Raw genomic sequence first — 23721 nt, forward strand, 5'->3', positions numbered from 1 at the left:
TTACCATAGACCGCCTGTAGGGCTGTTCTGGCCTGTTCGCGGGTAAACCCGCTCCCACAAATACTGCATGGATCTCGGTACCCGCGAAGACGCCATCACAATCACCAATGAAACAACTCCCGCCGCGCCCCCTCGGTAATCGCCACGATCCCCGGGTGCTTGACCTTGCGCTCCACCGAAATGGCATAGAACGATTCGTGCACGGCCTCGGTCTGGCCGATCAGTGCCACGCCATACTGGCGGCACACTTCTTCGGCGATCACGCTGGGGGCGACGAATATGCCGCTGCCCGACTGGCCGAACGCCTGCATCAGGGCACTGTCATCGAACTCGCCGACGATGCGTGGCTGCACCTGTTGCTCACTTAGCCACCGCAGCAAGCGGCTACGCACCACGGTTTCCTGGCCGGGCACCAGCAGCGGCGCATCCTGCAGGCAGGCGGGGAAGGGGCCGTCCAGGCGCTGTGCCAGCGCCGGGGTAGCGAAGAAGCTCAGCCCGCACTCGCCCAGCTTCTGGCTATAGCCCTTGATGTCCAGGTTGCCGGGCATGGGGCTGTCGGAAATCACCAGGTCCAGGCGCTGGATGGCCAGGTCGGCCAGCAACCGCTCAAGTTTGTCTTCGCGGCAGTTGATGCGCAGCACTTCATCCAGCTCCATGGTCGGTGCCAGCAGGCGGTAGACGATGGATTTGGGCACCACGTCGGCCACCCCCACGCGGAACAGGATCTGCTCCTGCGGGCCTGCGCGCAGCATGGCTTCCAGCTCGCCGCCAATCTGGAACATCTGCTCTGCATACACCAGCGCCTGGCGGCCAGTCTCGGTCAGCTCCAGCTGCCGGCCGGCGCGCTGGAACAATTCAAGGCCGTAGGTTTGCTCGAACAGGCTAATCTGCCCGCTGATGGTCTGCGGTGTGAGGTTCAGTTGCTCGCTGGCACGGGTGATGCTGCCGGTCTTGGCCACGGCCCAGAAGTAATGCAGCTGGCGATAATTGAGCACCGTCGGTCGTCCCGATTCGTAAAAACCGAAGTATACGCCATGAAAATACGAATTTTCCTGAACTATTCGCGTCTCTAGAATGCACCGCATCAGGCGCCATGCGCCGACGGGATATTTCAAGCGAGGACACCATGCTGCAACTCAAATCCATCGGTACCCCATTGGTGCTGGCGTTGGCCCTGTTTACCCTGGCAGGCTGCGACCAGGCCGAGAAATCCGCCCAGCAGATGCTCGACCAGGCCGCGCAGTCGGCCAAGCAGGCCATCGACGACACCAACAAGGCCGCCCAGCAGGCGTTGAACGAGGCCATCGGCGGCGAAGGGCAGAAGCCTGAGGATGCCGACAAGAAAAAAGACACCCAGGAAATCTGACCCTAAACCGCCGCTGCAGGATTTGAACAATGGAATACTTGCTGGAACTCGCCGCTAGCCCTACCGCCTGGGTTGCCCTGGCTACATTGGTGGCCATGGAAGTTGTGCTGGGCATCGACAACCTGATCTTCATCTCCATCCTGACCAACAAACTGCCGGTGGAGTACCGCTCCAAGGCACGGCGTATCGGTATCAGCATGGCCTTGGTCATGCGCCTGGCCTTGCTCAGTACCGTGGCCTGGATCGTACAGCTGACCGACCCGGTGTTCGAAGTGTTCGGTAACGCCTTCTCCTGGAAGGACATGATCCTGATTGCCGGTGGCCTGTTCCTGCTGTGGAAGGCGACCAAGGAAATCCACGAAAGCGTCGACCCGCATGGCGCCAAGGAAGAAGCCAAGGTCGGCTCGACAGTTACCTTGGGCTTTGCAGCGGCAATCTTCCAGATCCTGCTGCTGGACATCGTCTTCTCGGTTGACAGCATCATCACCGCCGTGGGCATGACCGAGCACTTGCCGATCATGATCATTGCCGTGATCACGGCAGTCATCGTCATGATGGTGGCCGCCGACCCGCTGGCCAACTTCATCAATGACAACCCGACGGTGGTCATGCTGGCCTTGGGCTTCCTGATCATGATCGGCATGACGCTGATCGCCGAAGGTTTTGGCGCTCATGTACCGAAGGGGTATGTGTATGCGGCCATGGCGTTCTCGACCGTGATCGAGATGCTCAACATTTTTGCTCGCCGGGCGCGATTGAAGCGTGAGGCGGCTGAAGGTTGATGTAAAAAGGCGGGGCGCATTGCGCCCCGTTCGCGTTTTCTGAAGTTTTAATGCACCCCGGCTGGCCGCCGTGCCCGGCGCACAGGCTGCGGTTTGGCAGGGGCCTGCGGCGGCAGGTGGTGGTGGGAATGGCGCCGCACGATGCGCATTACACCCCACAGCATGGCGGCTGCAACGCTTAGCCACATGCCTACCAGCATGAGAATTGCCATGGTCAGGCTCATCTGTGCCTCCATCTCTACGGTAAACGCTCGATTGGCAAGCGCTTGCCTTCCAGACACTGCTTTAGTCTAGCCCTTCGCCTGTGACGTTCCATCGAACAAAGGTCTATCTCTGAGTCCGATTCGCTCCAAGCCGCTGTCGGACTATACCCGCGCCGCTGTCGGACCTATGATCGGTGCCCAGAGCCGGGCGCTGCCTGCCTGGCGTTGGAACAAGCGAGTGTCCATGCAGCAACATTCCATCAAAGCTGCCCCACGGCGGCTGTTGGTCGCCTGTCTGATGGCGGCCACCTTGGCCGGCTGTGCCAGCGCACCGCCTGCCAACCTCAAAGGCCTGCCGCAGCGGGTCGAGATCAGCAGCGTGCCGTTCTACCGTGGCAACGCCAACCACAGCGGTGCCATGGCGCTGGCAGCGGTGCTGTCGCAACAGGGCGCGCCGATTACGCCTGGTTTGCTGGACAAGCCGCTGAACCTGCCGCAGGGCGCAGAAGCGCTGGACACGGCTATCCCTCGCGTGGCGCGGGACTACGGCATGGTGGTTTACCCACTGGACAAGCAACTGGACGCGCTATTGACCCAGGTGGCGGCGGGCAACCCGGTGCTGCTGCGTTACGAGGAGGGTTCGGCCTGGTGGAGTGAGCCACGTTATGCGGTGCTGATCGGCTATGACCGGTACAAGCAGCGTGTACTGCTGCGCTCGGGCATGCACCGGCGCCAGGTGATGGCGTTCGATGACTTTGCCTCGGCGTGGGCGAAGCAGGGGAGTTGGGCGGTGCTGGTGCAGCCACCGCGGCAGTTGCCGGCCCAGGTGGATCGCCAGCGGTGGTTGCAAGCTGCGGATGAACTGGCGCGGGCGGGGCAGGAAATTGCGGCGAAGCAGGCTATCAGCAGCCTGAACAAATAGCGGTGCCTGTTCCCACAGGTAGCGCACTGGGTTTGACGCCTGTGCGGTACCTGTGGGAGCTGGCTTGCCGGCGTTAGGGCCAGGCCTGCTTACATCAGAAGCCCAAGCGATCGCGCAGGCTGTAGTACCAGGCGCCAATGGCGCTGAACGGCACGCGCAGCATCTGGCCACCCGGGAACGGGTAGTGCGGCAGGCCGGCGAAGGCGTCGAAACGCTCAGCCTGGCCGCGCAAGGCCTCGGCCAGCACTTTGCCCGCCAGGTGGGTGTAGGTCACGCCGTGGCCCGAGCACCCCTGCGAGTAGTAGATGTTGTCGCCGATACGGCCAACCTGCGGCAGGCGCGACAGGGTCAGCAGGAAGTTGCCGGTCCAGGCGTAGTCGATCTTCACGTTCTTCAGCTGCGGGAAGGCCTTGATCATCTTCGGACGAATGATCGCCTCGATGTTGGCCGGGTCACGCGCGCCGTACACCACGCCACCGCCGAAGATCAGGCGCTTGTCGCTGGTCAGGCGGTAGTAGTCGAGCAGGTAGTTGCAGTCCTCGACGCAGTAATCCTGCGGCAGCAGGGTGCGCGCCAGTTCTTCGCCCAGTGGTTCGGTGGTGATCACCTGGGTACCGCATGGCATGGACTTGGCGGCCAGTTCTGGCACCAGGTTGCCCAGGTAGGCGTTGCCGGCGACGATGATGAACTTGGCGCGCACCTTGCCTTGTGGGGTGTGCACGACCGGGTTGGCACCGCGCTCGATGCGGATTGCCGGGGTTTGCTCATAGATGATGCCGCCCAGCGACTCGACCGCAGCAGCTTCACCCAGGGCCAGGTTCAACGGGTGGATGTGGCCGCCGCTCATGTCGAGCATGCCGCCGATATAGCTGTCGCACGCGACCACTTCACGGATGCGCTTCTGGTCCATCAGCTCGAGCTGGTTGTGGCCGAAGCGTTCCCACAGGCGCTTTTGCGACTCCAGGTGGCCCATCTGCTTGCTGGTGATGGCGGCGAACACGCCACCGTCTTTCAGGTCGCACTGGATATTGTACTTGGCCACGCGCTCACGAATGATGCGCCCGCCTTCGAAGGCCATGTGGCCCAGCAGTTGTGCCTGCTTGGGGCCGACAGTGCGTTCGATGACGTCGATGTCGCGGCTGTAGCTGTTGACGATCTGGCCGCCGTTGCGGCCCGACGCGCCGAAACCGACCTTGGCCGCTTCGACGATGCTCACCTTGAAGCCGTTTTCCAGCAGGAACAGGGCGCTGGACAGGCCGGTGTAGCCGGCACCGATGATGCACACATCGGTTTCCACCTCACCCTGCAGCGCCGGACGTGGCGGCACCGGGTTGGCCGAGGCGGCGTAGTAGGACTGGGGGTAGGGGGTGTTAGCCATGCTGCAGGAACCTCGTGTTTTATATTTTTAACGAATGTACCGATGCTATCAATAATAATAAACACCCGCTAGTCGTCTGGTGAAAATCCTTTACGGCCAACCCTCCAACCAGCCTTTATATAAAGGGTTTAAGATTCAGTAGCTTAGCGCGAAAAAAAGTGTTGACAGGGCTTTTGGAATGCGTAGAATGCGCACCACACGACAGGCACATAGCTCAGTTGGTTAGAGCACCACCTTGACATGGTGGGGGTCGTTGGTTCGAGTCCAATTGTGCCTACCAAATCGAAGAAGGGGTGATCCGAAAGGGTCACCCCTTTTTTCATTGTCCATTGTTGAGGGTAGCGTAAACCGCGGTACGGGCGCGCAGCGCTCACATTCCAAAGTTTTTGATTTTTCTCAAAAAAAAGCTTTACAGGTACGCATCGGATCACTAATATGCGCACCACACGACAGGCACATAGCTCAGTTGGTTAGAGCACCACCTTGACATGGTGGGGGTCGTTGGTTCGAGTCCAATTGTGCCTACCAAATCCCAAAAAGGGCGATCAGAAATGATCGCCCTTTTTGCATTCTCCGCTAGAACGCCTTTGGCAGCCACAGCGCCAGTTGTGGGAAGGCAATCAGCAAGCCGATCAGCACCAGCAAAGCCAGGCAGAACGGCAGCGCGCCGTACACCACGTCCATGAAGTTGCCGCGGCCACGGATGCTCTGCACCACGAAAAGGTTCATGCCGAACGGCGGGGTGATCTGGCCCATTTCGCACAGCACGATCAGCACCACCCCGAACCACAGTGGGTCAAAGCCCAGGGCGACGACGATCGGCACGATCAGCGGCGCCGTGGTGATCAGCATCGCCAGGGTGTCCATGAAGCAGCCGAGCACGATATAGAACACGATGATCGCCAGCAGCGTGGCCGTAGGTGACAGGTTCAGGTCGGTGACGAAGTTGACCAGGGTGGTGGTCAGCCCGATGGACGCCAGCACGAAGTTGAGGAAAAACGCCGACAAAGTGATGAAGATGATCATGCCGGTGGTGCGCAGCGTGGCTTCGAAGGCCTGGCCCAGGCTTTGCCAGGTGAGAGCCCGGCGCCACAGGCCCAAGCCCAAGGCGCTGAGTACCCCCAGTGCCGCCGACTCGCTGGCAGTGGCAAAACCGCTGTAGATCGAGCCGATCACCAGGGCGAAGATGGCCAGTGGCGGCAGCAGGTCGGGGATGCAGGCCAGGCGTTCTGCCCAGCGGGTGTGTTCTTTGCGCCCACCCAATTGCGGGCGCACCAGGCAGGCCAGCACGATCAGTGCGACGAACAACAGGCTGAGGATGATGCTGGGGATGGTTGCAGCCAGATACAGCTTGGGCACCGACACGTTGGCGATCAGGGCGAACAGGATCATGTTGATCGATGGCGGAATCAGGATACCCAGCGTGCCGCCAGCGGCGATCGAGCCCAGGAACAGCGGGGCGTTGTAACCTTTGCGTTCCTGCTCCGCAATGGCCAGGGTGGAAATGGTTGCGGCGGTTGCCACGCTGGAGCCGCTGGTGGTGGCAAACAGTGCGCTGGCGCCGATGTTGGAGTTCATCAGCCCGCCCGGCAGCCAGGACAGCCATTTCTCGACCGCCTGGTACATGCGCCCGGCCACCCCCGAACACACCAGCAGTTCACCCATCAGTATGTATAGAGGGATGGCCACCAGCAGGAACTCGGCGCTGGTGTTCCAGGCGATTTCGCCCATGGCATTGCTCAATGGCAGGGTCGAGAACAACTGCGACAGCGACATCCCCAGCAGGCCGACACTGACGGCGGCGGCCACGCTCAGCGCCAGCAGGGCCAGCAGCAGGAACAAGGTGATGCTCAGCATGGCGTGTGCTCCTTGGCGGTGTTGGCCGCGGGGTGCAGTTCTTCCTCGATTTCCTGCTCGACCGTGTTGATACCGATCAGTGCACTGACCGCCCCCCAGCGCTCGTGCAATAAATGCCCCAGGCTCACCAGCGCCAGGCTGAGCAGGGTCAGGGCGAAGAACAGGTAGCCGGCAAACCAGATGGATTGCGGTATCCATTGCGGTACTTGCAACGGCGTGTTGGACACTGAGCGGTATTCGATGGAGTCCTGCAGCACATTCCAGGCGTGAAAGGCCAGGGTGCTGACCAGCACGGCCATGCAGGCCAGGGCGAACAGGTCGAGCGCCACCCGTGGCTTCAGGCCAAGGCGAGCGTAGAGGATGTCGACGCGGATGTGCGAGCGCTTGAGCAAGGTGACCGGAAACGCCCAGGCGCTGGTGACTGCCAGAACATAGCCGGCAATCTCATCGGCGCCGCCCATGGAGATGCCCAGGGTCTTGCGCAAGATCAGGTCGATGCCAATCAGCAGGGCGCAGCCGAGCAGGGCAAAGCCACCTACCCAGGTGCTGGCCTTGGCGATGGCGGTGATGGCCGCCAGGCCGGAATGGGCCGTATTCATCACTGTCTGCTCCGAGGGAAAGGGCTTATGGGGCCAGGCGCATGCCGATGGCGCGGCCTGCGCTGGCATTCCATTGCTCGACACAAACTGGGCCGCAACGCTTGCCCCAGTTGTTGGCGATTTCCAGCGCCGCCTGGCGCACGCGCTGTTGTTCTTGCGGGTCGGGTGCCGACGCGCTCATGTGCGCCGGTTGGTGGATCTGGCAGTCGGGGCTGCCGATATTGCATGCCTTGGCGTAACGGTTTTCCCTGGCTGTCTCCTGCCACAGGGCATCTTCCAGCACCTTCGACTGCGCCTGCAGCAGTTGCTGCACCTCAGGCGGCAACTGTTGCCAGCGCTTGAGGCCGATGCCATAGAAGCCGACCGACCAGTCCACCGGCAGGTCGTACAGGTACCCGGCCACGTCGTACCATTTGGCGGCGTTACCCGAGCCGATGCCGGTAATGGCGCAGTCGATGACGCCGGTCTGCATGGCGGTCACCACTTCGGCAAAGGGTAGGGTGACCGGGGCAGCGCCAATGGCCTTGACCAGCTCGGCCATGTTGCGCCCGCGCGTGCGGATTTTTCGGCCTTTGAGGTCGGCCAGCGATTGCACGGGCGCGCGGCAGAAAAACACCTGCGCAGTGTACGGCACGGTGGCCAGCAGCTTTATGCCATGGCGCTCGGCCATACGCTGTTCCAGCACCGGCTTGTAGGCGTTGGCAATGCGGCGGGCGGTGCCGATGTCGGCGGCCATGCCCGGCAGGTCGATGCCTTCGAAGGTGGCATCGTCACCAGCGACGAATGCGAACACGCCCATGCCGATGTCTACCGCGCCAAAGCGCATCAGGCGGATGATTTCCGGGCCCTTGAGGCCGCTCTCCGACAGCCCCAGCAGCTGGGCGGTGACCTTGCCGTGGGATGCGGTGGGCAAGGTGTTGGTCCAGAACGGCTGTTCAACGGCGCGGAACGTGTAGTTGTGGCTACCGCCACCGATCACGTTGAAACGGATTTGCGGGTAGTCCTGCGCCTGTGCGGCCGGGCTGCCCATCAGCGCGCCAAGCGCCAGCGGTATGAGCCGGGAGATGAGCTTCACGGTAGTCCTCTTGTTGTTGTTCGGGAGCTACTTCAGGTACGGTCTGGCGCTATTGGCGAGGGCGGGTCGCCGCCTCGATGGTCGACCGCGACCCGACGATATCGGGAAACTTCTCGCCCTTGGCCAGCCGGGCAAGGGTGTGCTTTTCGTTGCGCTGGAAGTCGATTGCCCGTTGCGCCAGTTCCACCACCTTGCCTGGGCGCAGGAATACGATGCCGTTTTCATCCGCCACCACGGCGTCGCCCGGGCGCACGATGACCCCGCCGCACTGGATGGCAGTGCAGAACTCGCCTTCGTGGCCGATCACCCGCGTGGTGATGGCACTGGCACCGCGTGACCATACCGGTACGCCGTGCTCGCGCAATTCGCCAAGGTCGGTGACATAACCGTCGACAATGATCCCGGCTACCCCGGCCTGCTTGGCGGCGTAGGCCATGGCCCCACCCAGCGCGGCGGTGATGCGCTCGCCGCAACGGTCCACGACCAGGAAATCGCCGGGGCGGGCGCAGCCCATGGCGTAGTGCAGGATGCCACCGTCATTGCCGGGCATGCGTACGGTTACGGCGGTGCCCACCGCCCGTACATTCTGCAAGTGTGCCTTGATTTCCGGGTGGGGTATGCCGTGGGTAATGAAATGGCCGATAGTTGCCGGTTCGGCATTGATCAGTATTTCAAGTTCGTGGGCGTTAACCGGGGCAGGTAGAGCTTCGATGATATACATAGGGAGTTGTTGTTATGCCGGATGCTTTTTCGAAGGGTTTCGGTCATCCTAACAAGCGCCCTGAACGGTCGATAATAAAAATCCGTAAGCAGTAGCCGGAGCAGTTTTTATCATGCGTATCACGCTGATGCAGATCGAGGCATTCTACTGGACCGCCCGCCTGGGCGGTGTGCACGCGGCCTCACGGCATCTTCACCTGACGCAACCTGCGGTGTCGGCGCGCATCAAGGAAATGGAGTCGTTGCTCAGCGTCAAGCTGTTCGACCGCAGCAAGCAGCGCATGAGCCTCACCGCCGACGGCCACACCGCGCTGCGTCATGCCGAACTGGTACTGAACAACAGCACGCAGCTGGAGCAGTTTGCTGCCCAGCAGAAGCAACACCGGCGCCTGCGCCTGGGCGCAGACGAGTGCTCGGCCATGGTCGGGCTGACTGCGGTAATAAGCGAAATCAAGGCGCACTTCCCGGAAATCACCCTGGAAATCACCATCGATGTGGGCGCCGCGCTCAACCGCAAACTGAACGATCACGAACTGGACATCGCCCTGCTGACCAACCCGGCCACACGCGAGGATGTGACCGATGTGTTCCTTGGCTGGATGACATTTCAGTGGGTGGCGGCGCGGCACCTGGAGATTGCCGACGGGCCGTTTCTGCCGCAGCAGGCGCGGCAGTATTCGATCGTTACCCACAGCGCGCCGTCGACATTGTATTCGGTGGTGGACCGCTGGTTGCAGGAAAGCGGCTCGGCGAGCCACGCTTTTCATTCCAGCAACTCGCTGGCGTTTATTGCCAAGATGGTATCGGCGGGGCATGCCATTGGCATATTGCCGGTGCCACTGATTCGCGACATGTTGGCGGTGGACATGTTGAAGACATTACCGTGCGACCCGGCGATCCCTGCGGCAAAGTTCTGCCTTTCCTATTTGACTGAACGGCCAGACATGCAACTGGGTGAACTGGTATCGATCATTCGGGCGACACTGGTAAAACAGAACTTTCTGGTGGATTAGTCCCGCACCCGCAGGCACCGTAGCAGCCCGAAACTGCGCGGTGCCTGCAGGCGCCGGTTGTGTGGCGTGTCAGCCGGTCAGGTGAGCGCCTGTTTTACTGCAGCGATATGTTGCCCGGCCTGGTTGAGCCATGACAGATCGCTGCCCATCAGCAGCATGTCGCTGCCCATGTCCAGCAACCGCCTGGCGGTGACCCGGTCGGCCGGAAAGCACGGCACCATCACCTTGATCGAGCGGGCATGGCATTTCTCGATCAGCAACTGCAAGCGTTGCAGCACCTCGGGGTTGCCCAGGCGGTAGTCGACCGGCAACCCGCGTGAAAGTGAGTAGTCCGCCGGCCCGAAGTGCACTGCATCGATCCCTTCCACATCGAGAATCTCATCGATGTTGTCGAAAAACTCATAGCTTTCGGCCATAGGCACGATCACGCTGCGGTCGTTTTCTGCCTGCGTATAGCGCGCCCAGTCGAAACCTGGCCCGGCGAACCCGGCCGAGCGCACCGAGCTGTCGCCACCGCGGCGTCCCAAGGGCGGGAACTTGCTGTAGTGGATGATCTGGCGCATCTGCGCGGCGTTGTGCACTTGCGGCACGATCACCCCGGCAGCGCCCATTTCCAGGGCCTTGCGTATATCCCATTCCAGCGTCCCCCGCACCCGTACCAAGCTGGGGATTGCAGCGCTGCTGGCGGCCAGCAGCAGTTTTTCCATGTCGCGGTCCACGCCCAGCGCGGTGTGCTCGGCGTCAATGAAGACGAAGTCCAGGCCCCAGTTGCCGGCCACCTCGATGGCCATGCAGGCGGTGCTGTAGATGTTTATGCCGAAGGTGGCACCGCGCGCCATGCGGGCCTTCAGCAAGGTGTGTGTGGTGCTTTGGTTCATGTTCGATGCCGCCTTGGGTCAGATGCGATAGGTTTCAGGCAGCCGGTCGCGGAACGGGTGCACTTCGAATATGCCCGGGTCACGGATCAGCGACTTGTTGCGTGCCTTGGCCAGGTCGATCTCGGCGGTGTACACGCCGTCTTCCAGGCCGGCGCGCACCAGGGTGTTGCCAGACGGTTCGATGATGTGGCTGGTGCCGATGAACTGCATGCCTTCGTCCATGTCGTTGCGGTTGGGAGCAACGAAGTACACCATGTTTTCGGCGGCGCGCACGGTGCTGAAAATGTCCGGCAGCATGCGTGCCTGTTCTGGCCAGGCAGCAGGCAATACGACGATGTCGGCACCTTCCAGGGCCAGGGTGCGTACCACTTCGGGGAAGCGGATTTCGTAGCAGATGGCCAGGCCGATGCGGCCGATGTCGGTATCGAACACAGGCGGTGCCCATTCGCTGGGGCGGTCGGTGAAGCGGTCGCCGATCATGAACGGCAGGTGGCGCTTGCGGTGCAGGCCGATGATGCCCTGCGCGCCGATCAGCGCAGCCGTGTTATACACCGAGCTGGCGTGCCGCTCGTAGAAGCCGACCACGATCAGGATGCCGGTCTGCGCCGATACCTCCAGCAGCGGCGCCAGGGCGTCGAGGCTGATGGCGCCGCGCTCGAGGTCTTCACGGCTGTCGAACGCGCCACCGGTGATCAGGCATTCGGCAAAGGCGATCAGCCGCGAGCCTTCTGCAGCGGTCTGGCGTGCCAGCGTGGCAACCTTGTCGACGGTCAGGGCCGGGTTACCGGCCACCGGGTGAATCTGGGCTACGGAGATTTTCATGCTGTTCCTTGATGGCAGTTGAAAGGCGCCGCAATGCGCGGCGCGAGGGCGTCACTGTGGCTGGTAGCCCATGGCCTGGTAGACCTTGCTGACCAGTTCGGGATTGATCTGTGCGGCGTACTTGTCGACCACGGGGCGGATTTTGGCCTGGATGCGCGCCACCTCTTCGGGCGGCAGCTGGTTGACTTGCATGCCCGCGCCCTGCAGCTCGGCGATGGCCTTGCTGTCGGCCTCCCGGGAGATGCGCCGTTGTTCCAGGCGCACTTCCTGGGCAACCTCGGTCAGCAGTTGCTGCTCGTCCTTGTTGAGGCTGTCCCAGAACGTCTTGCTGATCAGCACGATCTGCGGGTTGTAGTTGTGCCGGGTCAGGCTCAGGTACTTCTGCACCTCGTTGAAGCGCGAGGCGAGGATCAGCGCCGCCGGGTTTTCCTGGCCGTCCACGGTGCCGGTCTCCAGCGCCGTGTGCACCTCGGTGAAAGGCAGCGGTGTCGGGTTGGCACCGAGTGCCGCCCACACGTCGAGGAACAGCGGCGATTGCTGGGCGCGAATCTTCAGCCCGGCGATGTCTTCGAGCTTTTGCACCGGCCGCGCATTGTTGGTCAGGTTGCGCTCGCCCAGCTCCCAGAACGCCAGGCCTACCAGGTTTTTTGCCGGCAGCTGGTCGGTGAGCATCTTGCCCACCTCGCCGTCGAGCATGGCATCGACCTTGGCGGTGTCGGTGTACAGGAACGGGAAGTCGAGGATGCCGAAGTCGGTGACGTGGTTGAGCATCAGCCCGGCGTTCCAGGTCATCATTTCCACCACGCCACCCTGCAGGGACGACAGCACCTGCACGTCGCCGCCCAAAACACCGTTGGGGAAGGTGCGCACCTTGATCTTGCCTTCGCTGCGCGCCTGAACCTTCTTGGCGAACAGTTCCATGCCGATGGCCGGTGGCGTGCCCTTGGGGCTGGTGGCGGCGAACTTGATGACGCGGGCGTTGTAGTCGGCGGCCATGCTCAAGCTGCTGGACAGCAACAGGGCGGTGATGAGGGCGAGTTTCTTCATGGGCAGTACCTTTATTGTTATAGGGGGGGTCAATGCCCGAACCACTGGGCGGGAACGGTGACCAGTTCGGGGAAGATGACCAGCAGGAACAGCACGATAATTTCCGCGATCAGGAACGGGAACGTGCCTTTGAGCAGTGCCTCGTAACGCATGCGGCCGATGCCGCAGACCACGTTGAGCACCGTGCCCACCGGCGGGGTGATCAGGCCGATCGAGCAATTGATCATGAACAGCACGCCGAAGTAGATCGGGTCGATGTTCGCAGCAGTCACCACCGGTACCAGGATCGGTGCGAGCAGCAATACGGTGGGGGTGAGGTCCATGACCATGGAAATCACCAGGATCAGCAGCATCAGCACTACGATCAGCAGCCGCGGGTTGTCCATCACTGGCTGGATCAGGTCGATGATTTGCCCGGGGATATCGGCGATGGTGATCATCCAGGCCGGGATCGAAGCGGCAGCCACCAGGAACATCACGGCAGCGGTGGTCTTGCCGGCGCGCAGCAGCAGTTCGTTCAGTGACTTCAGGCTGAGCTCGCGGTAGATCAGCGACGACACCAGCAGGGCATAGACACTGGCCACCGCACCGGCCTCGGTCGGGGTGACCACGCCAAAGCGCAGGCCGACGACGATGATCACCGGCAGCATCAGCGCCCAGAAGCTGTCAACCAGGGCCTTGAGGCGCTCCTTGCCGCTGGCCTTGGGGCTCAGTTCCACATCGTTGTTACGCCGCGACATCAGCCACCAGGCCACCACCAGTGCGGCGGCGATCATCAGGCCCGGGGCGATGCCGGCGAGGAACAGCTTGGTGATCGACAGCCCCGAAGCCACGCCCAGCACGACGAAACCGATGCTGGGTGGAATGATCGAACCCAGCACCGACACCGATGCGATCAGGCCCCCGGAGCGGTCACGGTTGTAGCCGGCGATAACCATCATCGGCAGCAACAGGGCGGTCAGCGAGGCGGCGTCGGCCAAGGCCGAACCGGACAGGCTCGACAGCAGCACGCCGGCAAAAATAGTGACGTAGCCCAGGCCGCCGCGCAGGTGGCCGACCAGGGTGATGGCCAGCTTGATGATGCGCTTGGACAAGCCGCCGCTGTTCATTACCTCGCCAGCAATGATGAAAAGCGGAATTGCCAGCAGCGGGAAGCTGCCCGCCGAGTTGATGATGTTCTGCGCGATGATCTGGCCATCGAACAGGCCCAGCAGCCACATCAACGCCACGCCGCAGAGGATCAGGGCATAGGCGATGGGGGCGCCGATCAGGATGGCGGCCATCAGCACGCCGACGAAAACAGACAGGGCCATTATTCGACTGCTCCGTCATTGAGCGAAGTTTCGGTCTGGGCGGGTGCCGGGAGGGTGCCCGTGAGGTTCCTGACCAGTTGGGTGCAGATCAGCAGCGCGCTGAGGATGCAGAAGACCAAGCCCGCGCCGTAGAACAGCGCCATGGAAATACCCGTGGAGGGAGCGCCGACATGCAGGTTGATCAGGGTCTGCTTCCAGCTGCCGTCGAGAAACAGCCAGGTCACATACAGCATCAGCAGTTGCGTCAGTGCCAGCAGGCAGCGGGCCACGCCAGGCGAGACGCGGCGGGTGACGATGTCGACGCCGATGTGGCCGTGTTCGTGCAGCATCAGCTGCGCGCCAGCAAACACCAGCCAGACAAACGCCAGGCGGGAAATTTCTTCGCTGAAGAACAACCCCGAGTTGAAGCCATAGCGCAGCACGACGTTGGTGAAGATCAGGCAGGTGATGCCGACCAGGCAACCTACCACCAGCGTCTTGAGGATGATGAAGTAACCATCGACCAGGGTTTTCATGGCGCCTCCTGGGGCAGGGCTGCCCAGGAAGCGCCAAAAGCGCCCGGTGCGATCATGCGGACGTGAGCATCCACCTGTATGTATGAACGGGACATGGGTTCACCTTTATTATTATTCGACATACGTCGTCGTATGACTGCCCCGATTCTTGTACGAAACGCCCGGTTTGCGCTGCCTCAAGTTTTTTATCAGCGGGATAAGAAATGGCGATCAGCGCCGCCGTCGGTGGTGTCGTCCGATGACTTGGTTGCAAGGTGTAACGTATGGTCGCGGTCCTTGCGCGGGGCCCTCGTGCTAGAATCCGCCCCTTCGAATCTGGAGGTACACGCGTGCGCAAACTGGCTGTGGTAATGGCAGTGCTTGCCTTGGCGGGCTGTGAGAACGAGGTGGAAGGCGTGCACAAGCAGGTGGCCGAACACCTGCACAACCCCAAGACCGCCAAGTTCGGCAACGTGCGGATCGACACCCAGGGCACCCTCTGCGGCCAGGTCCGCGGCAAGGACGATGCCGGGCAGTACGAAGCCTACCGCAGCTACGTGGCGATCAAGCGCGATGGCCAGTACGACATCATCGTCGACGACACCGGCAACAACCTGCGCATCCGCGAGCTGTGCGGCGGCGCCGACCTGCAACGCCGTGCCGATGCACTGGCTGGCCAGCCGGCACCCGAGGGCTGGGATGTGGAAGTGATCCAGGGCGCCAACATGGGCGCGCTGAGCGACATGACCGCACGGCTGATCGAAAAGGGCATCCCCTCTTCGGTGGAATACCGCAACGGCAAGCCGGTGGTGCTGATGGGGCCGTTCCCTAGCCGTGAAGAAGCACAAGCGCGCAAGGACGAAGTGATGGCCAAGCTGGGCACCGATTCGGTTGTTATCCAGCACGGCGCAGCCCGCTAGAACTGCAGCAGTGGGTGGGAGCCCGGAGCCTTCGCGGCACCTGTTGGAGCGGGCATGCCCGCGAAGAACCCGGCGCGGTGTATGGCACCGGCGTTGCCGGTGTTCGCGGGCATGCCCGCTCCCACAACATTTGCCTTCATAAGGCCGTGCCAACCGGGTGTGTGTAGCTTTGTCAGGCGTGTGTTAGACATTGTTCACACAAGTTTGGCTATGCTTGGGTGGAAGATGCCGAACGGGGAGGGGCCTCATGTCTACACTGGAGCGGGCCATTGCCGTGGCCGCCAGAGCGCATGAAGGGCAATACGACAAGGGTGGGGTGGCGTACATTCTCCACCCGCTACGCGTGATGATGCGGGTGTCCACACCCGAGCAGCGGATTGTCGCAGTGCTTCACGATGTGATCGAGGACACCCCGCTGACCCTGTCCGACCTGGCGCGCGAGGGGTTTGCGCTGAAAATCCTTGCCGCCTTGCTGGCGCTCAGTCGCCGTGAAGGCGAGCCGTACCAGGACTTCGTGGTACGCCTGGGCGACGACCCGTTGGCGCGAACCGTCAAGCTTGCCGACCTGGCCGATAACAGTGACCTTTCCCGCATTCCTTGCCCTGGCCCCGCCGACCTGGCGCGGCTGGCCCGTTATCGGGAAGCCAGCGCCTATTTACAAGCGCTGAGCTGAGGATCAACCACACGCCTTGAGGTTGACCGGCCCCACGAACTCGTTGCCCCGCCCCATCACGCAGGCCACCTGTTGGTTGCGTTGGCGCTCCCATACCTGCGGCGGGTAGGTCTTGTTCCAGGCCTCGAACAACTGCCGGTCCTGTTTGGACAGGCGCAGGTTGTACTGCTTGCTCATGTAGAAGTAGGTGCGGGCGATCATGCCGCGGATCGACGGGCGTGGCATCACCTTCTTGGCCTTGAAGTCGACCTGGGTCAGGCAGCTGCCATACTGGCCGCGTTGTTCCGGCAGCCAGCCGAAACTGAAGTTGCTGCGGTCGCCGTTGACCTCGCCAATGCTTGGCACCAGGTTGTGCAGGTCGGCTTCGGCGCGTTTGTACACTTCGTCATGCTGCGAGCACTGCTTACGCCCGCCGCTCTGCCAGCACTGGCGCTGATGGCCGATCTGCCAGGCGGGTACGATGTGTTCCCACTCGATGCGTGACGCGCGCTGGGGATTCTTGCGAGGGGCATAGCCGCAGGACGCCAGGTCGACCTTGTTGCCCTTGTATTTGCAGCCGCAATAAAACTCGGTCGATTGCGGCGCATAGAGCTTCCAGGCGACCTTCTTGGCTTCCTGGAAGGTGCGTGGGGCATCGGCTTGCACAAGTGGAGTGGTCAGTAACAGGCAGGCTGCCGCAAAAAGCGAAACTCTCATGCGTGGTCAGTCTTCCTTCGGCACAGTCCAGAAAATCTGCACGCCGCCATCGTCGCGGTGGGCGAGTGTGACGTTGTCGTTTTCTGCGATCTCCTCCAGCAGGCTGTCCCAATCTTCCGGGCTTTCCTGTTCCAGCCGAAAGATCAGCGCCGCACGGCTGCGCTGGGCGGTGGGGCTGTTGATGATCTTCTGGATGCGTACACCCAGCTGTTCATAGCTGCTCGGGGTGGCGGAGGCGGTGCTGGACACAGGAAATTCCTTGTTTTGCTGTATGCGTATACAGTATTTCAGCGTAAGTAAATTCGCAACAGCTTGCCAGGAAAAATCCTGCGTTCGCGCTGCCGCTGCTGGTCTGGTGTAATACCGGCAATTTCTGGAAGCTGCGCATGTATCGATTTCTTTCTCGTTTTCCCTCATCTACAAGCCTGGTCCTGCTGTTTGCAGGTGGCATGAGTGCCAATGGCGATGCCAAGGCCAGTTCACCCGATGTAGTCGTCATGGCACCGCTGGTGGTGACCGGTGCCTATGCGCCCACCAGCACATTCGACCTGCCGTTTTCGGTGGATACCGTTGACCTGTCCCACGGCACCGATGGCCAACTTGGCGTCAACCTGTCGGAAGTGCTCAGCAAAGTACCTGGGCTGGTGGTGCAGAACCGGCAGAACTATGCGCAAGACCTGCAGATTTCTTCACGGGGTTACGGTGCACGCTCGGCCTTCGGCGTGCGTGGCATCAAGCTGCTGAGTGACGGCATACCGGCCAGTACGCCCGACGGGCAAGGCCAGGCCGCTACGCTGAACCTGGACGTGGCCGACCGTATCGAAGTGCTGCGCGGCCCGGCAGCGACGCTGTATGGCAGCAACGCCGGTGGTGTGATCCAGATGTTTACCCGGGACGGGCAGGGGCCTGCACGCGTGGGGGCCGAAACCACCTTTGGCAGCGACGGCTTCAACAAGAACCACCTCTCGGCAGAGGGCGGTAACGACAGCGCAGGGTTCGTACTGGATGCCTCGCGCCTGGATACCGATGGCTACCGCGACCACAGTGCTGCGCGCCGTGACCAGACCTTCGCCAAGGTCAATTTCAAGCCCGATGAAGACTCGCGCATGGCGCTGATCTACAGCAGCCTGGAGCAGAACAACACGCAGGACCCGCTTGGGCAGACCTGGGATGCCTACAAGCATGACCCACGTTCCACGGCGGCAGTGGCCGAAACCTACAACACCCGCAAAAGCATCGACCACCAGCAACTGGGCATGAACTACGAGCGCTACTTTGGCGATGCCACGCTGCAGTTCAACCTGTATGCGGGGCGGCGCAGCGTGGTGCAGTATTTGTCCATCCCCAGAACGGTAGCCTCGAACAGCCAGCGTGGCGGCGGGGTCGTAGACTTCGACCGCGAGTTCCACGGCGGCACCCTGCGCTGGATACAGCCGGTTGCGGACGTGCCCGGCAATCTCACCTTCACTGTCGGCGCCGATTACGACCAGAGCAAGGACGACCGTCGCGGTTATCAGAATTTCAGCGGTGACCAACTGGGCGTCAGAGGTGAGCTGCGCCGTGACGAGAAAGACACCGCTACCAGCCTGGACCCGTACCTTCAGGCGCATTGGGAAATCGGCAACTGGACCAGTGAGCTGGGGCTGCGCTACAGCACCATGGAAATGCGTGTCGACGACCACTACCTGGCCAACGGTGACTCAAGCGGCTCGAAGAAGTACCAGCAGGCCACGCCATCGCTGTCGGTGATGTACGCGTTCACGCCTGATTTGCGCGGTTACGTGAGCGTCGGCAAAGGCTTCGAAACCCCCACGCAGGCCGAGATGGCCTATGCGCCGGGCGAGGTCGAAAGCTTCAACTTCGGCCTCAAGCCCGCCACCAGCATGCAGTACGAAATGGGCGTGAAGTACCGGCTTGGCGAGCGCACGCGCCTGAATGCGGCGGTGTATGAGATTCACACCGATGACGAAATCGTCGTTGCCAGCGCTACGGATGGTCGAACCAGCTATCGCAATGCGGGGCGTACTGTACGACGCGGCTTTGAGGCGAGCCTGCAAAGTGACTTGGGCGAGCAGTGGCAGACCACCTTGGTGTATACCCGCACTGATGCCCGCTATGCCGATGACATCAGCCAGACCATCGAAAGTGGCAACCGCTTGCCCGGTGTGCCGCTGGACAACCTGTATGGCGAGCTGGTCTGGAAGCCGGTGTCGTCCATCAGCATGGGGGTTGAAGGGCAGTACCGCAGCAAGGTGTATGTGGACGACAGCAACAACGCCAAGGCCGCACCTGCGTATGCGGTATTCAACTGGCGGGCCCGGTTCGAGCAACATGTGGGGCCCTGGACGTTCCACCAGTTGCTGCGGCTGGACAACCTGTTTGACCGGCAGTATGTGGGGTCGGTGATTGTCGGCGACGGCAACGGGCGTTACTACGAGGCAGCGCCTGGGCGGTCGTGGTATGCGGGGGCGGGGTTGGAGTACCAGTTCAGGTAGCCGGCAACATCCTCACCAGGCAGGCCGCGCGGTGTATTGCACGGGCTTGCCCACTCCCACAGGTGTCAGGCAAAACGCTCGAAGCGGTACGGGGCCGGGTCGATCAGCGGGGTGGCCTGGGCCACCAGGTCTGCCGCCAGCTGACCAGCCGCAGGCGAGGTGCCGAAGCCATGCCCGGAAAAGCCGGTGGCCAGGGTCAGGCCCGGGATACTGGCCACCGGGCCGATGACCGGATTGGAGTCGGGGGTGACGTCAATCGTGCCGGCCCAGGCGCTGGCGATACGGGCCTGTTCGAACACCGGCCAGGCCGCTTTCAGGTTGCGCATGGCCTCGTCGTTGAGTGCCGGGTTGGCGTGCGGGTCTTGTACCCGTACACGCTCGAAGGGGGTTATATCCGTGGCCTTCCAGCGCCGGGCCAGGGCCAGGTCCTTGAAGAAGTATTTGCCAAAACTGATCCGCAAAAAGTCCCGCTGGGCACGCAGCTGGGGCAGGTAACGCTTGCCCAGCAGCAGGTGATCGAGGGTAAGGAAGGCATCCAGCGCGCCACGCTGAGTGATGATGTAGCCGCCGTCCTTGTGCTTGCGGAAGGAAAAGTCTGGTGCGCCAACGGCGATGTCGGTTGGCCCGTCCAATGGCTGTGTGCGCAGCACGGAACAGGTCAGCGGCAAGGTCGGCAGGTTGATGCCCAGGTTGCCGAGAAACTTGCGCGACCACAGGCCACCGGCCAGCAACACCTGGTCGCAGCGGATTTCGCCTTGCTCGGTGACCACCCCGCTGACACGGCCGGCTGCGGTGACCAGGGTGCGTACTGCGCAGTTCTCCACCACCACCGCACCTTTGGCAATCGCCGCTCGGGCGATGGCGCTGGCGGCCAGGGTCGGTTCGGCGCGGGCGTCGGAGGGGGTGAAGATGCCACCAGCCCAATCCGCCCGACCACCCGGCACCATCTGCGCGATTTCCCGCGTGCTCAGCAGGCGCGAATCCAGCCCCAGCGCCTCGACGCTTTTCAGCCAGCCTTCGTGCATGCCCATCTGCGTGTCGTTACGGCCGATGAACATGATGCCGGCTTGGCGATAGCCAACGTCGCTGCCAACCCGTGCGGGCATCTCGGCCCAAAGCCGATCAGCCGCCAGTGCCAGGGGAATGTCATGGGCGTGGCGGTTGGTCTTGCGCACCCAGCCCAGGTTGCGCGACGACTGCTCGCCAGCGATGCGCCCCTTTTCCAGCACCACCACCGGTATGTTGCGTTCGGCGAGGCTCAGTGCGGCGGTGAGGCCGATAATGCCGCCACCGATGATCACCACGGTAGTGGCGTCGGGCTGGCGGGTGCTGGTTTGCACAGGGGCGATCGTGGGAGACATGGCTTTACTCTTTGTTGTTCGTGCAGGGGGAGTGCTCAGCGCCAGCCGGTGGCCTCACTGGCCAAGGCGGATCAGGGTTACTTGCGCTTGCCCCGCACCGCGGTAGGCGGTGACCTCCAGCTCGACCTTGTAAACGGTGGAGCCCAGCGGCGGGCAGGTGACCGTGGTGGCCGGGTCGATGCCGCGGAACTTCTCGCCGATCACGTCCATGACCCGTGGTACATCGGCAGGGTCCTGGATGAACACGCGTGAGTTGATGACATCGGCCAGGCTGGCATCGACTGCGGCCAGGGCGGTTTCGATGTTGGCGAACACCTGGTGGGTCTGTTCGATGACGTCCTCGGGAATGACCTGGGTGTGCGGGTTGCGCCCGGCGGTGTTGGACACGTGAATCCAGTTGTCCACCGCCACCAGGCGGGAGTAGCTGGCCATGTCTTCGAACTTGGAGCCGGTTTTCAGTTTGATGATCTGTGTCATGGGCTTTGCCTTGTTATCCGGTTGCGGGGGATCAGCTGAGAACGGGGGTTTCCCAGAGGTTGAGCTTTACGCCGATGCCTTGCTCGAGCGCCTTGCGGTACACCACGGTGCCCCAGGCCACGTCTTCGACGGGCATGCCGCCCACCGACATCAGGATGATTTCGTCGTCATGCAGGCGGCCCGGCGCGTCGCCGCTGATGATCTTGCCGATGTCTTCGACCTGCTCGGCGGCCAGCTTGCCTTCGGCAATCATGTCCATGAAGCGCACGCCTACCAGCGGCACATGGTTGTGCGCAGGCTTGGGCAGCTCTTCGAACCAGGCCTCGTAGAGGCCGGTGTTGTCTACCACCTTGCGCACGTCGTCCTGCTCCATGCCGGCATCGATGCTGCAGGGCGCCGGCATCGCCAGGAACGCGCCAGGCTTGACCCATTCGCGGCGTACCAGCGGGTAATGGCTGGGGTCGCCGACTTCGCCTGAGCTGCAGTAGCTGACCAGGTCGGAACCGCGCACCACCTCTTCCAGGGTGTCAACCACCTGGACATGCGTGATTTGCGGGAAGGTGGTGTTCACCCAGGCGACAAACGCATCCAGGTTCTTCTGGCCACGGCCCTTGATCTTGAGGGTGTCGATCAGCGGGCAGACGGCCATGAACGCGGCGACCGTGGTCTTGCCCATCACCCCCGGGCCGGCCAGGCCGATGACCTTGGCGTCCTTGCGCGCCAGGTGGCGGGCGCCGACACCCGGGATGGCGCCGGTGCGGTAGGCCGACAGCAGGTTGGCCGACATGTGCGCCAGTGGCGCGCCGGTGTCGGCATCGTTGAGGGTGAACATCAGGATCGAGCGGGGCAGGCCTTTCTCGCGGTTGGCGATGTTGGAGCCATACCACTTGGCGCCTGCGGTCTGGAAGCTGCCGCCCAGGTACGCCGGCATCGCCATCATGCGCCGGTCGGCGGTGGGCTTGGGCATGTTGGGAAACGGCGAGTGCTCGGGGAAAGTGATCATGGCGCCATGCGAGTCGCTGTTCGGGCCGGCCATGCGGTAGTCGCCCTGGTACAGCAGGCCGAACATTTCTTCCATAGTGTCGACACACGCGGGCATGTCGGTGACGCCGGCGCGGATCATGTCCTGCTCGGACAGGTAGATGAAGTCAATTCTGGTATCGAGGGTCATGGCGGGTCTCGCAGGGCTGGCTGCCGTCGGATTTATTGTTGGTATCGAGGCAACCAGTTTCGCTAACGACTGGTAGGTCGTCTTGTGCCTGCCTGCCAGCCGAGTTGACCGTCAGTGCCAGGGCTTCAATGGCCAGCGAGCGAAAAGCTGGCCGGGTTGTCGCGCAGGCTGAGGGCAGTCAGCAGGCACACCGCCAGGGTGCACAGGGCCAGCAGCGCGGCCCACGCGGTCGGGCCGTGGTTGAGTACCACGGCGGCCAGAGGGGCTGCGCCGGCTGACGCCGACAGCTGGATGGCGCCCAGCAGCGCTGCGGTGGAGCCCAGTGCTTTTTCTTGCGAGGCCATCACCAGCGACATCAGCGTCGATTCGGCTATCCCCAGGCCGAACAGGGCTATCACCATGCCGCCGGCCACACCTGGCAGCCCTAGGCCGGTCAGTGCACCAAGCAGGCTGAAGCAGGCACCGCCGGCCATGCACAGCACGCCCACCCGAGTCAGGGTATTGAGGCCCAGCCGGCTGATCAGGCGGCTGGCCGTCATGGCGCCGAACAGGATCGACACCCCTGTGGCGCCAAACAGCAGGCCGAAGGCCTGGGCGCTCAGGCCGTAATGGGTCTGGTACACCAGGGTGGCACCGCCGATGTAGGCGAACAGGAAGAAGAACACCGCAGCCACTGCCAGGGTCGGGCGCAGGAAGCGGCGGTCGGTGAGGATGGCCAGGTAGGTGCGGCAGGCGTGGCCCAGGCGAAGGGGTTCGCGTTTGCTGGGTGGCAGGGTTTCCGGCAGGTTCAGCAGGCTGTTGACCAGCACCGCCAAGCCCATCCCGGCGAGCACCAGCATCACCGCGCGCCAGCCGAAATGCGCGTCGATCACGCCACCCAGGGCGGGTGCAAGGATCGGCGCCACGCCTTCGATGGTCATCAGCAGGGCGAACAGCTTGGTCGCGGCTACGCCCTGGCTCACATCACGCACCATGCTCATGATCACCACCAGGGTCAGCGCACTGCCCAGGCCCTGGAAGAAGCGCAGCATGATCAGGGTGTCGAGGCTGGGGGCCGCGGCGGCGCCGAGCGAGCACAGGATGAACAGCAGCAGGCCGGCCAGCAGCGGTTTGCGCCGGCCATAGGCGTCGACGATGGGGCCGAAGACCAACTGGCCGGCACCCATGGCCAGCAGGAAGAAGGTCAGTGTCAGCTGCACACGGGTGAAGCTTGCCTGATAGTGGCTGGCGATTTCCGGCAGGCTCGACAAGTACATGTCGACGGCGGAAGGGCCGAGGGCGCCGATCAGGCCAAGGCCCAGGGCGAAGCTGAAGGGTATGGGAGGGGAGGGATTGTTCTGCATGGTTTTCTCTGGCTGATTTTTCGCCTACCGTCCGGTAGGTTGGCGAATGTTATGCGCCGAGTCGGCCAAGGTCAAACCCTTCCGCAAGGCCACTGATTCCTGTGGGAGCGGGCATG

General features: G+C 62.6%; 25 protein-coding genes and 2 tRNA genes. 9 read left to right on the forward strand and 18 right to left on the reverse strand.

The window, feature by feature from the left end:
• Positions 1-101 precede the first annotated feature (101 nt).
• Entirely contained in the window at positions 102-995 is an 894-nt protein-coding gene (gene nhaR / locus N805_RS03420; protein WP_019473605.1) for a transcriptional activator NhaR, read from the reverse strand.
• Positions 996-1126: 131 nt separating this feature from the next.
• Between nhaR and N805_RS03425 the strand changes: the two genes are divergently transcribed.
• Together N805_RS03425 and N805_RS03430 are read left to right on the forward strand one after the other, a co-directional pair.
• A complete protein-coding gene (locus N805_RS03425) occupies positions 1127-1366 on the forward strand; it encodes a hypothetical protein (RefSeq protein WP_019473606.1) in 240 nt (79 codons plus the stop codon).
• Positions 1367-1395: 29 nt separating this feature from the next.
• Positions 1396-2148 carry a TerC family protein gene (locus N805_RS03430; RefSeq protein ID WP_019473607.1) on the forward strand — a complete coding sequence of 251 codons (753 nt, stop codon included), beginning with the start codon at positions 1396-1398 and terminating at the stop codon, positions 2146-2148.
• Positions 2149-2195: 47 nt separating this feature from the next.
• Here the strand turns inward: N805_RS03430 and N805_RS30685 are convergent, their stop codons facing one another.
• Positions 2196-2372 (reverse strand): hypothetical protein, encoded by a 177-nt coding sequence (locus N805_RS30685; RefSeq protein ID WP_019473608.1) that lies wholly within the window; start codon positions 2370-2372, stop codon positions 2196-2198.
• A 166-nt stretch (positions 2373-2538) separates the two neighbouring features.
• Between N805_RS30685 and N805_RS03435 the strand changes: the two genes are divergently transcribed.
• Positions 2539-3273: a peptidase C39 family protein gene (locus N805_RS03435; RefSeq protein ID WP_019473609.1), complete on the forward strand. Its 735-nt coding sequence runs from the start codon at positions 2539-2541 to the stop codon at positions 3271-3273.
• A gap of 94 nt (positions 3274-3367) precedes the next feature.
• Here N805_RS03435 and N805_RS03440 read toward each other — a convergent pair whose 3' ends face one another.
• Complete coding sequence (locus N805_RS03440; RefSeq protein WP_016498973.1) at positions 3368-4651, reverse strand: NAD(P)/FAD-dependent oxidoreductase; 1284 nt, start codon at positions 4649-4651, stop codon at positions 3368-3370.
• 203 nt (positions 4652-4854) lie between these two features.
• Here N805_RS03440 and N805_RS03445 point away from each other — a divergent pair.
• Both N805_RS03445 and N805_RS03450 read left to right on the forward strand, forming a co-directional pair.
• Positions 4855-4931, forward strand: a tRNA-Val gene (locus N805_RS03445).
• Positions 4932-5102: 171 nt separating this feature from the next.
• A tRNA-Val gene (locus tag N805_RS03450) sits at positions 5103-5179 on the forward strand.
• 48 nt (positions 5180-5227) lie between these two features.
• Here N805_RS03450 and N805_RS03455 read toward each other — a convergent pair.
• From N805_RS03455 to N805_RS03470, 4 genes are read right to left on the reverse strand one after another with little or no spacing between them, the layout of a single operon-like run.
• A complete protein-coding gene (locus N805_RS03455; RefSeq protein WP_019473947.1) occupies positions 5228-6508 on the reverse strand; it encodes a TRAP transporter large permease in 1281 nt (426 codons plus the stop codon).
• Complete coding sequence (locus N805_RS03460) at positions 6502-7107, reverse strand: TRAP transporter small permease subunit (protein WP_019473948.1); 606 nt, start codon at positions 7105-7107, stop codon at positions 6502-6504. Before N805_RS03460 ends, N805_RS03455 begins: the two co-directional genes overlap by 7 nt.
• Before the next feature lie 25 nt (positions 7108-7132).
• Positions 7133-8182: a TRAP transporter substrate-binding protein gene (locus N805_RS03465; protein WP_019473949.1), complete on the reverse strand. Its 1050-nt coding sequence runs from the start codon at positions 8180-8182 to the stop codon at positions 7133-7135.
• A gap of 49 nt (positions 8183-8231) precedes the next feature.
• The gene (locus tag N805_RS03470) at positions 8232-8903 is read right to left on the reverse strand and encodes an RraA family protein (protein ID WP_019473950.1); all 672 of its coding nucleotides are present in this window, start codon (positions 8901-8903) and stop codon (positions 8232-8234) included.
• Positions 8904-9015: 112 nt separating this feature from the next.
• Between N805_RS03470 and N805_RS03475 the strand changes: the two genes are divergently transcribed.
• Positions 9016-9915 carry a LysR family transcriptional regulator gene (locus tag N805_RS03475; RefSeq protein WP_016487907.1) on the forward strand — a complete coding sequence of 300 codons (900 nt, stop codon included), beginning with the start codon at positions 9016-9018 and terminating at the stop codon, positions 9913-9915.
• Between the two features lie 77 nt (positions 9916-9992).
• On the opposite strand, the gene N805_RS03480 is transcribed toward N805_RS03475, so the two are convergent.
• The 5 genes from N805_RS03480 to N805_RS03500 are packed head-to-tail and all read right to left on the reverse strand — an operon-like array spanning position 9993 to position 14490.
• Positions 9993-10793, reverse strand: coding sequence for an HpcH/HpaI aldolase family protein (locus N805_RS03480; RefSeq protein WP_019473951.1), 801 nt, complete (start codon positions 10791-10793; stop codon positions 9993-9995).
• Between the two features lie 18 nt (positions 10794-10811).
• Positions 10812-11615: a carbon-nitrogen hydrolase family protein gene (locus N805_RS03485; RefSeq protein ID WP_019473952.1), complete on the reverse strand. Its 804-nt coding sequence runs from the start codon at positions 11613-11615 to the stop codon at positions 10812-10814.
• Between the two features lie 51 nt (positions 11616-11666).
• Positions 11667-12662 carry a TRAP transporter substrate-binding protein gene (locus tag N805_RS03490; RefSeq protein ID WP_019473953.1) on the reverse strand — a complete coding sequence of 332 codons (996 nt, stop codon included), beginning with the start codon at positions 12660-12662 and terminating at the stop codon, positions 11667-11669.
• 29 nt (positions 12663-12691) lie between these two features.
• The gene (locus tag N805_RS03495; protein WP_019473954.1) at positions 12692-13975 is read right to left on the reverse strand and encodes a TRAP transporter large permease subunit; all 1284 of its coding nucleotides are present in this window, start codon (positions 13973-13975) and stop codon (positions 12692-12694) included.
• A complete protein-coding gene (locus N805_RS03500) occupies positions 13975-14490 on the reverse strand; it encodes a TRAP transporter small permease (protein WP_019473955.1) in 516 nt (171 codons plus the stop codon). The genes N805_RS03495 and N805_RS03500 overlap by 1 nt, the downstream gene beginning before the upstream one ends.
• Before the next feature lie 329 nt (positions 14491-14819).
• Between N805_RS03500 and N805_RS03505 the strand changes: the two genes are divergently transcribed.
• Both N805_RS03505 and N805_RS03510 read left to right on the forward strand, forming a co-directional pair.
• On the forward strand, positions 14820-15389 hold the full coding sequence (locus tag N805_RS03505; protein ID WP_019473956.1) for an SPOR domain-containing protein: 570 nt from the start codon (positions 14820-14822) through the stop codon (positions 15387-15389).
• A gap of 247 nt (positions 15390-15636) precedes the next feature.
• Positions 15637-16062: a bifunctional (p)ppGpp synthetase/guanosine-3',5'-bis(diphosphate) 3'-pyrophosphohydrolase gene (locus tag N805_RS03510; RefSeq protein ID WP_028613309.1), complete on the forward strand. Its 426-nt coding sequence runs from the start codon at positions 15637-15639 to the stop codon at positions 16060-16062.
• 3 nt (positions 16063-16065) lie between these two features.
• On the opposite strand, the gene N805_RS03515 is transcribed toward N805_RS03510, so the two are convergent.
• Both N805_RS03515 and N805_RS03520 read right to left on the reverse strand, forming a co-directional pair.
• Positions 16066-16758, reverse strand: a complete 693-nt coding sequence (locus tag N805_RS03515) for an endonuclease (RefSeq protein WP_028613308.1) — start codon at positions 16756-16758, stop codon at positions 16066-16068.
• A 6-nt stretch (positions 16759-16764) separates the two neighbouring features.
• Entirely contained in the window at positions 16765-17007 is a 243-nt protein-coding gene (locus N805_RS03520; RefSeq protein ID WP_028613307.1) for a DUF1654 domain-containing protein, read from the reverse strand.
• A 200-nt stretch (positions 17008-17207) separates the two neighbouring features.
• Between N805_RS03520 and N805_RS03525 the strand changes: the two genes are divergently transcribed.
• The gene (locus N805_RS03525; protein WP_028613306.1) at positions 17208-19253 is read left to right on the forward strand and encodes a TonB-dependent receptor family protein; all 2046 of its coding nucleotides are present in this window, start codon (positions 17208-17210) and stop codon (positions 19251-19253) included.
• Between the two features lie 65 nt (positions 19254-19318).
• On the opposite strand, the gene N805_RS03530 is transcribed toward N805_RS03525, so the two are convergent.
• The 4 genes from N805_RS03530 to N805_RS03545 form a co-directional block, all read right to left on the reverse strand.
• Positions 19319-20614, reverse strand: coding sequence for an NAD(P)/FAD-dependent oxidoreductase (locus tag N805_RS03530; RefSeq protein WP_028613305.1), 1296 nt, complete (start codon positions 20612-20614; stop codon positions 19319-19321).
• A 54-nt stretch (positions 20615-20668) separates the two neighbouring features.
• Positions 20669-21091, reverse strand: a complete 423-nt coding sequence (locus N805_RS03535; RefSeq protein WP_028613304.1) for a RidA family protein — start codon at positions 21089-21091, stop codon at positions 20669-20671.
• Between the two features lie 31 nt (positions 21092-21122).
• Positions 21123-22262 carry a tyramine oxidase subunit B gene (locus N805_RS03540; protein ID WP_028613303.1) on the reverse strand — a complete coding sequence of 380 codons (1140 nt, stop codon included), beginning with the start codon at positions 22260-22262 and terminating at the stop codon, positions 21123-21125.
• A gap of 125 nt (positions 22263-22387) precedes the next feature.
• Positions 22388-23605, reverse strand: a complete 1218-nt coding sequence (locus N805_RS03545) for a multidrug effflux MFS transporter (protein WP_028613302.1) — start codon at positions 23603-23605, stop codon at positions 22388-22390.
• Positions 23606-23721: the final 116 nt, after the last annotated feature.

This window comes from Pseudomonas putida S13.1.2, assembly GCF_000498395.2.
GTDB lineage: Bacteria > Pseudomonadota > Gammaproteobacteria > Pseudomonadales > Pseudomonadaceae > Aquipseudomonas > Aquipseudomonas putida_Q.